The organism is Streptomyces sp. NPDC014734 (assembly GCF_043083325.1).
Lineage (GTDB): Bacteria > Actinomycetota > Actinomycetes > Streptomycetales > Streptomycetaceae > Streptomyces.
In genome coordinates this window covers 248090-260667 of the sequence record NZ_JBIBYN010000005.1, presented here as the reverse complement: position 1 = coordinate 260667, position 12578 = coordinate 248090, and the positions used below count along the sequence as shown (strand labels likewise).

Below are 12578 nucleotides of genomic sequence, written 5' to 3'. Positions count from 1 at the left end.
GCGCATGAACCAGGACCGTGCGAACGAGGGCCGTGCGAACGGGGATCACGCGAACGAGGGCCGCAGACGCGCGCGGGAGGCGGGCATCCCCCTGGTGGGGGAGCCCGGCCCGTGGAACGCGATCACGGACGTGCCGGGGGTCGAGGTCGGCTACGTCACCCTCGTCGAGGGCGACGACGTGCGCACCGGCGTGACGGCCGTGCTGCCGCGCGGCAGGGACGGCGTCGGCACCCCCTGCGCGGCCGGATGGCATTCGTTCAACGGCAACGGCGAGATGACCGGAACGGCGTGGATCGAGGAGACCGGATCGCTCGCGGTCCCCGTGGTGATCACCAACACCTACGCGGTCGGCCCGGTGCACCGCGGCGTCGTCGAGTGGGTGCGCGCCAACTGCGGTGGCATGGCCCCCGAGTGGCTGCTGCCGGTGGTGACCGAGACCTGGGACGGCCACCTCAACGACATCCACGGCCCGGCGGTGCGGTCCGGCCACGCGGGGGCCGCGATCGACGCGGCGGCCTCCGGCCCGGTCGAGGAGGGGTGTGTCGGCGGCGGGACGGGCATGCGCTGCTACGGCTTCAAGGGGGGCTCGGGGACCGCGTCGCGGGTGGTCCGGTACGGGGAGGACCGCTACACCGTCGGCGCGTTCGTACAGGCCAATTTCGGCGCACGGCGCGAACTGGTGGTGGCCGGCGTGCCGGTGGGGCGCGAGCTGCCCGACCCGGTCGCGGCTGCGGCGCCCGGACCGGCGGACGACGCGGAGCGTCCGGTGCCCCCGGGCGCCGGCTCGGTGATCGTGGTGGTGGCGACCGACGCGCCGTTGCTGCCGGGTCAGTGCAAGGCGCTGGCCCGTCGTGTGACGCTCGGTCTGGCCCGCACCGGAACCACCGGGAGCCACTTCTCCGGAGACCTCTTCCTCGCCTTCTCGACCGCCAACCCGTCCGCGTTGACCAGTACCTTCCCCGAGGACGACGGCAGCGCGCCGTACGAGTCGATGCGGTTCGTGCCGTGGGGGCGGATGGATCCGTTCTTCACAGCGGTGGTCGAGTCGGTGGAGGAGGCGGTGCTCAACGTGCTCACCGGCGCGCACTCCATGACCGGACGGGCGGGCCATCACGTACCGGCGCTCCCGCTGCACCGGGTGACGGAGTTGATGGCGCACCGGACGAGGTGACACGGGGTGCCTCCCCGTCGTCCGCCCGGGGAGGCACCGGGAGCAACGAGCGGGGGAGCGAGAGGGGGCGTCGCGGGCCCGCCCCTCTCCTGCTCCCCAGGCCGTAAGCCGTAGGGGCGCCCGGCGCGGCGGTCGCTGGTCACGTACAGGTTCGTCGGCCATACTGCCCGCCGTGGAGCAGCGCATAGATCCGAACACTCAGCCCGGGTACGCCGCGGGGACAGACCCGGCGTACATTCCCGGCCTCACGGCCCCCGTCACCGCCGTGAAGGCCGAATCGAGCCCGGACGGGCACGACCAGGAACGGACGGAGGAGACGGCCCCGGCAGCGGTGGCCGTCGACGACGCCCCCGCACGGGCCACGACCGACGACACGACCGACGACACGACCGACGACGCGGCCGACGGCGACACCGGGGCCGGTACCGCCGCGGCAGCCGAGGAGGAAGGGAAGGAGACGGAGGACCGGCCGACGCAGGACGGCCCGGTGTTCGAGGTGAGCGACCGTCGCGGGTCGATCACCGTGAACCACGAGGGCGTCAGGTTCCGGCTCGACGACCAGGAGGCCGAATTCGACTGGCACGAGATCGGGGCGGTCGAGGTGAAGACCCCGCGGTTCGGCCGCAGGTTCACCGTCACGGTCCACATGTCGACCCGCCGGTGGTTCAACGCCGAGGTCGAGGCGCCGGCCAGGAGCGACCTGAAGCCGTGGGCGGAGAAGCTCGACGCGGTCCTGGACGCCTACTTCGAGGAGTCCTGAGACGACGACGCCGTCCGAGGGGCCGGAACGCACACCGGCCCCCGGATCGCGCCGGGGACCCGTCCGCCCGGGAAACGTACGCACCCTGCCGCGTCCGTTTTCCGGCCGGAGGTCATCCGGCGGGTTCGCGGCGGTCGTCCCGGCACGCGTGCTCCCCGCGGAGCGCGTCGAGGACGTACGGCCATGCCGTCGCGCCCAGTGCCGCGTCCGCCGCCGGTGAGCCCCCGTACCGGAAGTGCGCGGACGCGGGGGCCGGGACCCAGTCCTCGTCGTAGGGGACGAATGGCAGCGGTTCGCCGCGCCAGGTCCACGAGGAGCGGTACGGCCGGTCCCGGCCGTCGTGGCCCGGCCCGACGTTGGCCCAGGTCGGCGAGGTGGGCGAGAGGGCCACCACGGCGTCGACCCCGGGCAGCAGCACGGACAGGTGCAGGGCCGCCTCCGCGCCCTTGGACGAGCCGAGCACCCCGATGCGCCGGGCGCCGTACGTGCGGAGCACCTCGATCGCGGGACCTCGCAGATGCCCGGTGGCTGCCCGGCGCCGCCGCCGAACCAGCGGACCGACAGCGCGCAGATGCCCTCCCCGGCCAGCAGGCGGCACCGCTCGACCTCGACGCGCCCGCTGGACCCGGACAGCACGAGCACCCCGGCCCCGCCGTCCGCGGTCCCGCCCGCGGGCATGGCGAGAAACCCCTCGCGCGCGCCCGGGAGGGGCGGATCGTGAGGGGTTCTCCGGTCGGTTCCGCGCGTGTTCGCGCCCGATGCGTCGAACGTGTGCTCGACGATATCCATCGGGCGGTCAGGCATCCGTGAGGACCACCGAGCGGGTCAGGTTGCGCGGGCTGTCCGGGTCCAGGCCGCGGGCCGTCGCGCGGGCGACCGCAAGGCGCTGGGCGCGTACCAGATCGGCGAGCGGGTCCAGGCCGCTCTCCACCCACCGGGCCCCGGTCGAGAGCAACTGCTCGGACAGGCCCTCCGGGGCGGTGCCGAACATCCAGGTCGCGGTGGTGTCGGAGGCGATGCTGATCGGGCCGTGGCGGTACTCCATCGCGGGGTACGACTCGGTCCAGGAGAGCGACGCCTCCTTCATCTTCAGCGCGGCCTCGTTGGCGAGGCCCACCGTCCAGCCCCGGCCGAGGAAGGTGAACTGGGTGCAGTCCACCAGCCCTTCGGGCAGCGGCTCGGCCAGCGCGGTCTCCGCGTCGCGCACCACGGCGTCGGTGTGCAGCCCGAGGTGGGCGCGGAACAGCGTGAGCGCGGTGGTCGCGAACCGGGTCTGCACCACGGACTTCTCGTCGGCGAAGTCCAGGACGACGACCTCGTCGGCCGAGGTCATGATCGGCGTGTCGGGGTCGGCGGTGACGGCCACCGTGCGGATCTCGCCGCGCAGACGGTCCAGCAGTTCCAGCACCTCGGTCGTGGTGCCCGAGCGGGTGAGCGCGACGACCCGGTCGTAGCGTCGGCCGAAGGGGAACTCCGAGGCGGCGAAGGCGTCGGACTCGCCCTGCCCGGACCCCTCGCGGAGCGCGGCGTACGCCTGGGCCATGTAGAACGAGGTGCCGCAGCCGACGATCGCGACGCGCTCACCGGCGGCGGGCAGGGCGTCGGCCCGGGTCTCGGCCAGTTCGGCGGCGCGGCGCCAGCACTCCGGCTGACTCGCGATCTCGATCTCGACAAATGACACTTTTGCACTCCGAACTCGTAGTGGGATGCTCGTTTATGCACGCTATACGCGTAGTGCGAGCATTTTCAAGCATTCTGCTTGCGAGAGACTTGACTGGACAGAGCCTTGTGCGACGCTTGCGCGTGTCCGGTGACCGTACCCAAGGGGATGGGTGCCCGAAGCCCGGGCTCGTGAGGAGACTTCTCTTGTCCAGGGAAACCCGGTGGAACGCGCTGCTGGAACTCGTCGGCAAGAACGGCCGGGTGGAGGTCGAGGACGCCGCCGTCACCCTCGACGTCTCGGCCGCGACCATCCGCCGCGACCTGGACCAGCTCGCCGAGCAGCAGCTGCTGACGCGCACCCGCGGCGGCGCGGTCGCGCACGGTGTCAGCTACGAGCTCGCGCTGCGCTACAAGACCGGCCGCCACGCCCCCGAGAAGCAGGCCATCGGCCGTGCCGTCTCCGAACTGGTGGCGGTGGGCGAGGTGGTGGGGCTGACCGGCGGCACGACGCTGACGGAGGTGGCGCGCTCGCTGGCGGTGCGTTCCGACGTCGTCGGCGACACCGCGGCGGGGGTGGGGGGCCAGCCGGCCCTGACCGTGGTCACCAACGCCCTCAACATCGCCAACGAACTGGTGATCCGTCCGCAGATCAAGATCGTGGTCACCGGCGGCGTGGCCAGGCCCCAGTCGTACGAGCTGACGGGACCGCTGGCCAGCGGCGTGCTGGGCGAGATCACGCTGGACGTGGCCGTTCTGGGGGTCAACGCGATCGACACCGAGCGCGGTGCCTACGTCCACCACGAGGGCGAGGCCAGCATCAACCGGCTGCTCGCCCAACAGGCGCAGCGGGTGGTGGTGGCGGCGGACTCGTCGAAGATCGGCAAGCGGGCCTTCGCCCGGGTCTGCGACCTCGGCCTTGTCGACTTCCTCGTCACCGACAAGGGGATCACGCCCGAGGCCGCCGCCCGCTTCACGGAGGCCGGTGTCACGGTCGTGGCCGTCTGAACCGCTCGTCACGACGGCGGGCCGCCGCCCTTCGGGGTGGCGGCCCGCCGTCATGTGCGACGGGTGGGCGAAGCCGGACGATATGCGCGAAACGGGATGCTGCCCTCGATGGGTGACTGCTCGGAGATGTTGCTGAAGCTCACCCGTGATGCATGTTCGAGCATCCGCGATCGCGGCCATGGGGGAGGGGCGGGCCCGCCTCGCCGCGCCCCGGCGCCCCGGTCGCTGCCGCTTTCGTGATGCTTGGTCACCTTATTTCGGGTCGTGCCGGGCCTCTTGGGGTGTCTGTGGGGGCGAGGCGGTAACCTTTTCCGTGTCAATAAATGTTCGTTACATGTGTGAAACGAACAACTCTTGCCATCCGGGTGTGGCGTCGTGAACTATGTGCCTGTCCCCGCGAAGGGGCGTCGGCCGCATCCGACGGTGCGGGCCCGTCTCCGTGCCCGCGGGACACGCCCTTGCCCCATCGGCCGGTGCGGGGCATCGCTCGTCGGCGAGCGGTCCCCGCCCCCGTCCCGAGCGCCAACGGCCCGCACCACACGTACAGACAGAAGGGACCACCGTGTCAGATCTGCGCCTCGGCGTCATCGGGCTCGGCCTGCGCCGCTCCATCGCGACGTCCGCCCACCACCCCGGCAAGGGGTCGGCGATCACCGCCGTCTGCGACCTCGACCCCGAGGTGCGCCGGCGTGAGGCCGAGCGCTTCGGCACCGATCTCGCCGTCGAGGACTACAAGGAGCTCCTCGGCCGCGACGACCTCGACGCGATCATCGTCGCCACCCCCGACGACACCCACGAGACCATCGCCGTCGACGCGCTGCGCGCCGGCAAGGCGGTCTTCGTCGAGAAGCCGCTCGGCATCACCGTCGAGAGCTGCGACAACATCCTGCGCGCGGCGTACGAGACCGGCACCCGGCTGTACGTCGGGCACAACATGCGCCACATGGGCGTCGTGCGCCTCATGCGCGACATCATCGCCCGCGGCGACATCGGCGAGCCCAAGACCGTGTGGGTGCGGCACTTCGTCGGCTACGGCGGTGACTACTACTTCAAGGACTGGCACGCCGACCGGACCCGTACCACCGGCCTGCTGCTCCAGAAGGCGGCCCACGACATCGACGTCCTGCACTGGCTGGCGGGTGGCTACACCCGTCGCGTCAACGCGCTCGGCGATCTCCTCGTCTACGGCGACCTGCCGCGCCGCGAGCCGGACACCCCGCGCCCCGAGAACTGGCTGCGCGAGTTCGACTGGCCGCCCACGGCCCGCAAGGACCTGCACCACGTCGTGGACGTCGAGGACGTCTCGGTGATGAACATGCAGCTCGACAACGGCGTCGTGGCCGCCTACCAGCAGTGCCACTTCACCCCGGACTACTGGCGCAACTACACCGTCATCGGCACCGAGGGCCGCCTGGAGAACTTCGGCGACGGTCCCGGCGACGAGGTCAAGGTCTGGAACACCGGCCCCGGCGGATACCGGCGCGAGGCCGACATCACCTACCGGGTGCCGGACGCCGGAGGCACGCACGGCGGCGGCGACACCCGGATCATGGAGGAGTTCTGCCGGTTCGTGCGCGACGGCGGTGTCACCGACACCTCGCCGGTGGCCGCGCGGATGAGTGTGGCCGCCGGGGTGCTCGCCACCCGCTCGCTGCGCGAGGGCGGCATGCCGTACGACGTACCGGCACTGGACCCGGAGCTGATCGCGTACTTCGAGCGCGGCCAGGTCCGCTGAGGACGCCCCCACCGCCGAATCGCCCCGAGCCCCGGGCCGTGTCCGCGCACGGCCCGGTGGGGCCGTCGTCCGACGGCACGGCCCCCGGTTCCGGGGCGACTACTTTCGGCCATGCTCGGTGGGTAGTCGGCTTCCTCGGGTTTGGCGACCGCCCGTCGAAGGCCGGAAGCGGGGCAGGGGACCATGGAGCGCAATGTCGTAAATGACGAGAATGGCGCTGTATGGGGTGGTGGAATGTCGGTTCCGCAGGGTCACCGATTTGCCACCGTCGAGCCGGTCGAGCAGCGATTTTGCGCCAACGGAACCCAATCGTGACCGAGTTCGAACGCATGGCCGGAACGTGGTCGGCATAATCGCGTCCATGTCGATCACGGGTGGAGAAGTCGTTGACCTGGGGCGGGGCCTGTACGCCTGGCTCCCGCCGAAACGAGGCTGGGGGCTGGCGAACTGCGGTCTGCTCGTCTCACCCCGCGGCGCGCTCTGGATCGACACCCCTTACGACACGGCGCTGGCCGGCCAGTTCCTCGCCGAGTCCACCGAGCGGCTGCCCGAAGGGGTCTCCATCGACCGGGTGATCGTCACCCACGCGAACGGTGACCACTTCTGGGGCGCCGGTGTACTGCCGGACGCGGAGATCATCGCGACCCGCGAGGCCCGGGAGCACATCCACTACGAGCCGACGCCCAAGCAGCAGCACGCGCTCGTCACCGGCGGCGACCGGGAGTCCGCGCTCGGGGCCTACCTCGCACGCCACTTCGGTCCCTTCGACTGGTCGAGTACCGAGCCGGTGCACCCCACCACCTACTTCACCGGCGAGCTCGAACTGACCCTGGGGGAGTACCCGGTCCGGATCTCCGCCCTGCCGTCCGCGCACACCACCGGTGACCTGATGGTCCATCTGCCCGCACAGGGAGCGGTGTTCAGCGGGGACGTCATCTTCTCCTCCAGCTCCGCCCAGCCGGGCGACCACCCGGTGCACTGGGCGGGCCCGCTGGACAACGTGATCGCCGCCTGTGAACGGATCCTGGACACCGGGGCCGGGACCATCGTCCCCGGGCACGGGCCGGTGCTCGACCGGGCCGGGGTGCGCGAGCACGTCGTCTACCTGGAGTACGTGCGCGAGCGCGCCCACGCCTTCCACTCCGCGGGCATCCCGGCCCTGGAGGCGGCCCGCCGGGTGATCGGCGAGGGACGCTACCCGGAACTCGGGCTGCCGGAGCGGCTGGTGGTGACCATCGGCAGCGAGTACCGGCAACTGGACGGCTCCGAGCTGCCCGGTGTGCTCCAGGTGATGACCGACGTCGCCGTGGTCGCCCGGGAGGTCGAGGAGTCCAGCGACCCGGTGGGTGCGACGGAGCGGTGAGCACGACCCCCGCAACGGCCCACACCGGGGACCGGCTCCGCCCGGTTCCGCGGTCAGGGCGAAGACCGAGCCGGCCGAAGACCGGCCCGACTACAGAAAGGCGGTGACGGCATGGGATGGATCCTGGCGGTGATCGCCGCCGCGGCCGCCGTGGCGGCGGCCGTCCGCGCACAGAACGCGGCGCGCTCGGAGCAACTGGCGCTGGCCCGCGCCGAGGTCGCCGAACGGCAGACGAAGGCCGCCGAGGCCCGTACCGTCGCCCTCACCGACGAGATCAGGCAACTCGCCCGGCGACGCATACCCGCCGCCGCCCTCGCGCTCTCCCACCCCAACGCGCCGGTCCCCGGACTGCGGGAGGCGGCCGAGATCGACGGCGAGGCGGCCCGGCTGCTCACCGAGGCCGTGCAGGCCACCCGTACGGCGGTCACCGAGGAGCGCGGCCGGGTGGACGCCGCGGCGCGGGCGGCGATGCGCGGCACCTCGGCCAAGATCCAGTCCCTGCTCAACCAGTCCCAGCAACTGCTCCACGAGCTCCAGCACGAGTACGACGACCCGCGGATCCTGCAACTTGACTTCCGCAACGAACTGGCGCTCCGGCGCACCCAGTCCACCGCCGTGCTGTGCGACGCCTGGCCGGGGCTCGCCCGGCAGAACTCGCCGCTCGTCGAGATCGTGCTCGGCGCCCAGTCCCGGGTGGCCGGCTACGAGCGGATCAAGGTGGCCAACCACCTGCGCGACGAACGGCTCGCACTCGTCGCCCGCGCCGCCGAGCCCCTCGCCATCGCGCTCGCCGAACTGCTGGCCAACGCCACGGCGTACTCGCATCCGGACACCGACGTCCAGGTGACGATCCAGCAGAGCGGTGGACGCGGCGCTTTCCTGGTCGTCGACGACGGCGGCATCGGCATGGACGACGACGCGCTGAACCGGGCCCGCACCCTGCTGGCCGGTCCGTCCGAGGTACTGCTGACCGAGCTGGGCGACCCGCCGCAGACGGGCTTCGCCGTCGTCGGCCGACTCGTGGCCCAGTACGGATTCGACTGCCACATCGAGGCATCGCCGTTCGGCGGCATGCGGACGATGCTCAGGGTCCCGGCCCATCTGCTGATCGTTCTGGAGAACGAACGCACCCTGTCCGTGCTCGCCCCGGCGCCCGTCCGGGCCCAGGGCCCGACGTCCGCCCCCGCCCAGGACCCGGCGCCCGTACCGGCGTCCGGCGCCGGGGCCGGACCCGCCGACCGGGCAACCGCGGCGGCGCGGCCCGAGCCCGCGCCGCACGCCGAGGAGACGGCCCCCCGGGTCGGGTCCGCCCCCGAGTCCGCGTCCGCCGCCCCCGCAGCGCCCGCCGGGCTCCCGACCCGGAGGCGACGCACGCCCCGTCCGGCCCGGACACCGGCCGCCGCGTCCGCAGGCCCGGACCGCGACCAGGTGTCCCGTACACCGGAGCAGGCGGAGGCTTCCTGGGCGGCCCTCCAACAGGGCACCCTCAACGGCAGGAGCGTCGTCCGGCGCCCCACCGCACCGGCACCGGACGACCAGGACCACCACCGTCGCCAGGACGAGCAAGGAGACAAGACGTGAGCGCCCCCACCCCCACCACAGGTGACCTCGCATGGGTGCTGACCCCTCTGCTGGAACTCCCCGGGGTCCAGCACGCCGTGGTCGCCACCGGTGACGGCCTCGTCGAGGGCGCGTCCCCCGGCCTGGACCGGGCGTCCGGCGAACGGGTCGCCGCCATGACCGCCACGCTGCACGCCGCGGCCCGCGCCTTCACCACGGCCTTCACCGACGTCGACACCCCCGGCCTGGCGCAGACCGTCGTCGAGTCCGACCTGGGCTTCGCCATCGTCGTGCCGGCCGGGAACAACACCACGCTCGCCCTGTTCGCGGAACCCGGGGCCAAACTCGGTGACATCGCCTACCAGATGCAGGTGCAGGTCACCGCCCTGACCCGGGCGATGAACGCCCCCGCCCGTCAACCGGACAGCGCCGCCCGGCCGTGACCGCCGGCCGAGGACGCCGTCTGATACCCGCCTACCTGGTCACCGGCGGTCGCACCCGGCCCGCCGGCCGCGCGCTCGACCGGCTGGCCGTGCTGGTGCGCACCGACACCGACCTGCCGCCGGACACCGGCTCGGAGCAGCGCAGACTCTGCCAACTGCTCGAACCGGGCGCGCTCACCGTCGTCGAATGCGCGGCCCACCTGGACCTCCCGGTGAGCGCGACCGTCTTCCTGGCCACGGACCTCGCGGCCGCCGGACATCTGCACACCCGACCGCCCATCCCCAGCGCCGGGGAGATCGACCGGTCGCTCGTCGAGAGGCTGCTCGTTGGACTCCGCTCCCTCCACTGACCGCGCCGGCGTCGGGTACCTCCCGCCCGCCGCCCGGACCCTGATGAAGATCGTCGTCACGGGTCCGTTCGGCGTGGGCAAGACCACCCTGATCCGCACGCTGTCGGAGATCGCCACGCTCCACACCGAAGAGGCGATGACCCAGTCCAGCACCCGGGTCGACGACACCGCGGGCCTGCCGGACAAGACCACGACCACCGTCGCCGTCGACTTCGGTCGGCTCACCGTCCTCGACGACCTGGTGCTCTACCTGTTCGGCACCCCGGGCCAGCAGCGGTTCCTCCCGCTCTGGGAGGACATCGCGCGCGGCGCGCTCGGCGCCCTCGTCCTGGTGGACACCCGCAGGCTCGCCGACTCCTTCGCCGTCATGGACATGGTCGAGGAACAGGGGCTGCCGTACGCGGTGGCCGTCAACCGCTTCCCCGACGCCCCCGCCCACAGCGACGAGGTCCTGCGCAAGCACCTCGACCTCGCCCCCGAGACCCCGCTGGTGCAGTGCGACGCCCGTGAGCGCCGCGGCGGCATCGACGCGCTGATCGCGCTGGCCGAACACGTGCTGACCGCTCTGCCCCGGCCCGAGGACCCGTCATGACACCGTTCTCACAGCCCCCGCAGCCCCTCGCGCTGTACGGCCCGGACTTCGCCGCCGACCCGCGCGGCCACTACCGGCGCCTGCGCGAACACGGCCCCCTGGCCCCCGTCCGGATCGCCCCCGGCATCAACGCCCTCCTGGTCACGGACTACCAGGCCGCCGTCGACCTGCTGCGCGACACCCACACCTTCACCAAGGACCCGCGCGCCTGGCAGGCCACGGTGCCCGACGACTCACCGGTCCTGCCGATGCTCGGCTACCGGCCCACCGCGCTGTTCAGCGACGGCGAGGTGCACGCACGCTACCGGGAAGCCATCAACGACGGCCTCGCCCTGATCGAGCCGCACGTCCTGCGGGCCGAGGTCGCCCGGGTCGCCCGGCGGCTCATCGGCGAGTTCGCCGCCACCGGCAGGGGCGACCTGATCGCGCAGTACGCCCGGCGGCTCCCGCTGCACGTCTTCGTCACCTGGTTCGGCGTGCCGTCGGACGACGCGGAGCGCATCGTCAACGGCATCGCCGGCATGTTCAACTCGGCCGAGGACGCCACCACCGCCTACGCCGACCTGGTGCGGGTCGTCACCGATCTGGTCGCTGCCCGGCGGGCCGCGCCGCGCCGCGACCTGACCTCGTACCTCCTCGCCCATCCGGCGGATCTCGACAACGACGAGACCGTGCGTCAGATCACCCTGCTCATGAGCGCGGGCCACGACCCGACGACCAACCTCATCGGCAACGCCCTGCTCCACATGCTCACCGACGCCCGCTACGCGGGCTCGTTGCACGGCGGCGCGATGACGGCGCACGAGGCGATCGACGAGGTGCTCTGGCAGGATCCGCCGCTGGCCAACCTCTCGGCCCACTACCCGCGTCACGACACGGAGTTCCACGGCGTCCGGCTGCGCGCCGGACAACTGCTCCTGGTCTCCTACGCGGCGGCCAACACCCAGGCCGAGCCGGGCTCCTCGGCGCCCGGGACCCGCTCCGGTTCCAGCGCCCACCTCGCCTGGTCGGCCGGGCCGCACCGGTGCCCGGCCAAGCAGCCCGCACTGCTCATCGCCATGACCGCGATCGAGCAGCTCACCAGCCAGTTGTGCGACGCCGAACTGGACGTTCCGGTGGACCGGCTGACCTGGCGACCCGGACCCTTCCACCGAGCCCTGGTCAGCCTTCCGGTACGTTTCACTCCGGTCGACATGAGCGCGACATCGGGCCCGGACGAGGCCGCGACGGACATTCGGCACGGAGCGGCGGAGGTGCCGATCGGCCCGTGAACCGTGTCGGTGGTACGCCGAACGGGTGAGGGACGAGAGAATTGCCCGATGAACAGCGAGCGCAGCGGGCGCAACGCCGACCGAAGCACAGACGGGGTGGTCCGGTGAGCAGGTATGACAGGTACGACGTCACGGACGAGCAGTGGGAGGGGCTTGCCCAGGTCGTGCCGCTGCGCAGCCGCAACGCGTGGCCGTCCCGGGTCGATCACCGCGCGGTTCCCGACGAGGGGCCGGAGGCCGAACAGCGGCGCCTCGTGGTGCTCCGGGTCCAGGTCTTCGCGGACGCGCGGGAGGTGGCTGAGTACCTTGTCGCGCAGGTTCCGGTACTGCTCGATCTGACCAGCGCCGAATCGGACGTGGCCAAGCGCATCCTGGATTTCACCAGTGGGGTCGTCTTCGGGCTCGGCAGCGGGATGCACCGGGTCGACCGGAACGTCTTCCTGCTGTCCCCGATCGGCATGGAGGTCGAGGGGGCCGCCGCCGCGGCGGGCCTTCCCGGCTCCTAGCGGGGCCGCCGGGGCGGCGGGCCGTGGCGCCGACCCGGTGCCGAACGGGCGCGGCCGACCGCGACGGCCGGATGCCCGCCGATGTCCCGCCGGGATCCGGGGCGGGGCCGGACCGGCGAGGAACGACGGGCCTGCCGCGACAGCGGGAAAGCCGTCCGCA

13 protein-coding genes are annotated in these 12578 nt (G+C 72.4%); 11 read left to right on the top strand and 2 right to left on the bottom strand.

Annotated features, from left to right (window positions below):
• Positions 1–4: 4 nt before the first annotated feature.
• Together ACF1CT_RS11745 and ACF1CT_RS11740 are read left to right on the top strand one after the other, a co-directional pair.
• Complete coding sequence (locus ACF1CT_RS11745; RefSeq protein ID WP_391783645.1) at positions 5–1171, top strand: P1 family peptidase; 1167 nt, start codon at positions 5–7, stop codon at positions 1169–1171.
• Positions 1172–1343: 172 nt separating this feature from the next.
• Positions 1344–1931 (top strand): hypothetical protein, encoded by a 588-nt coding sequence (locus ACF1CT_RS11740; protein WP_391783644.1) that lies wholly within the window; start codon positions 1344–1346, stop codon positions 1929–1931.
• A 112-nt stretch (positions 1932–2043) separates the two neighbouring features.
• Here ACF1CT_RS11740 and ACF1CT_RS11735 read toward each other — a convergent pair whose 3' ends face one another.
• The gene (locus ACF1CT_RS11735) at positions 2044–2427 is read right to left on the bottom strand and encodes a hypothetical protein (protein WP_391783643.1); all 384 of its coding nucleotides are present in this window, start codon (positions 2425–2427) and stop codon (positions 2044–2046) included.
• 300 nt (positions 2428–2727) lie between these two features.
• A complete protein-coding gene (locus tag ACF1CT_RS11730; RefSeq protein ID WP_391783642.1) occupies positions 2728–3612 on the bottom strand; it encodes an SIS domain-containing protein in 885 nt (294 codons plus the stop codon).
• Positions 3613–3797: 185 nt separating this feature from the next.
• On the opposite strand from ACF1CT_RS11730, the gene ACF1CT_RS11725 reads away from it, so the two are divergent.
• The 9 genes from ACF1CT_RS11725 to ACF1CT_RS11685 all read left to right on the top strand — a co-directional run bounded on the left by ACF1CT_RS11725 (position 3798) and on the right by ACF1CT_RS11685 (position 12418).
• Positions 3798–4598: a DeoR/GlpR family DNA-binding transcription regulator gene (locus ACF1CT_RS11725; protein ID WP_391783641.1), complete on the top strand. Its 801-nt coding sequence runs from the start codon at positions 3798–3800 to the stop codon at positions 4596–4598.
• Between the two features lie 562 nt (positions 4599–5160).
• Complete coding sequence (locus tag ACF1CT_RS11720; RefSeq protein ID WP_391783640.1) at positions 5161–6333, top strand: Gfo/Idh/MocA family protein; 1173 nt, start codon at positions 5161–5163, stop codon at positions 6331–6333.
• Between the two features lie 361 nt (positions 6334–6694).
• Complete coding sequence (locus ACF1CT_RS11715) at positions 6695–7696, top strand: MBL fold metallo-hydrolase (protein ID WP_391783639.1); 1002 nt, start codon at positions 6695–6697, stop codon at positions 7694–7696.
• A 111-nt stretch (positions 7697–7807) separates the two neighbouring features.
• On the top strand, positions 7808–9277 hold the full coding sequence (locus ACF1CT_RS11710; RefSeq protein WP_391783638.1) for an ATP-binding protein: 1470 nt from the start codon (positions 7808–7810) through the stop codon (positions 9275–9277).
• Positions 9274–9699: a roadblock/LC7 domain-containing protein gene (locus ACF1CT_RS11705; protein ID WP_391783637.1), complete on the top strand. Its 426-nt coding sequence runs from the start codon at positions 9274–9276 to the stop codon at positions 9697–9699. The genes ACF1CT_RS11710 and ACF1CT_RS11705 overlap by 4 nt, the downstream gene beginning before the upstream one ends.
• Complete coding sequence (locus tag ACF1CT_RS11700; protein WP_391783636.1) at positions 9696–10049, top strand: DUF742 domain-containing protein; 354 nt, start codon at positions 9696–9698, stop codon at positions 10047–10049. The genes ACF1CT_RS11705 and ACF1CT_RS11700 overlap by 4 nt, the downstream gene beginning before the upstream one ends.
• Entirely contained in the window at positions 10027–10641 is a 615-nt protein-coding gene (locus ACF1CT_RS11695) for an ATP/GTP-binding protein (protein WP_391783635.1), read from the top strand. The genes ACF1CT_RS11700 and ACF1CT_RS11695 overlap by 23 nt, the downstream gene beginning before the upstream one ends.
• A complete protein-coding gene (locus ACF1CT_RS11690) occupies positions 10638–11912 on the top strand; it encodes a cytochrome P450 (RefSeq protein WP_391783634.1) in 1275 nt (424 codons plus the stop codon). The genes ACF1CT_RS11695 and ACF1CT_RS11690 overlap by 4 nt, the downstream gene beginning before the upstream one ends.
• Positions 11913–12016: 104 nt before the next feature.
• Positions 12017–12418, top strand: a complete 402-nt coding sequence (locus ACF1CT_RS11685) for a cell division protein SepF (RefSeq protein ID WP_391783633.1) — start codon at positions 12017–12019, stop codon at positions 12416–12418.
• Positions 12419–12578 lie beyond the last annotated feature (160 nt).

Excerpts from the sequence above, each read along its gene's own strand:
- ACF1CT_RS11745 (WP_391783645.1), top strand. The coding sequence starts at position 5 with ATGAACCAGGACCGTGCGAACGAGGGCCGTGCGAACGGGGATCACGCG.
- ACF1CT_RS11715 (WP_391783639.1), top strand. The coding sequence starts at position 6,695 with ATGTCGATCACGGGTGGAGAAGTCGTTGACCTGGGGCGGGGCCTGTAC.
- ACF1CT_RS11710 (WP_391783638.1), top strand. The coding sequence starts at position 7,808 with ATGGGATGGATCCTGGCGGTGATCGCCGCCGCGGCCGCCGTGGCGGCG.
- ACF1CT_RS11690 (WP_391783634.1), top strand. The coding sequence starts at position 10,638 with ATGACACCGTTCTCACAGCCCCCGCAGCCCCTCGCGCTGTACGGCCCG.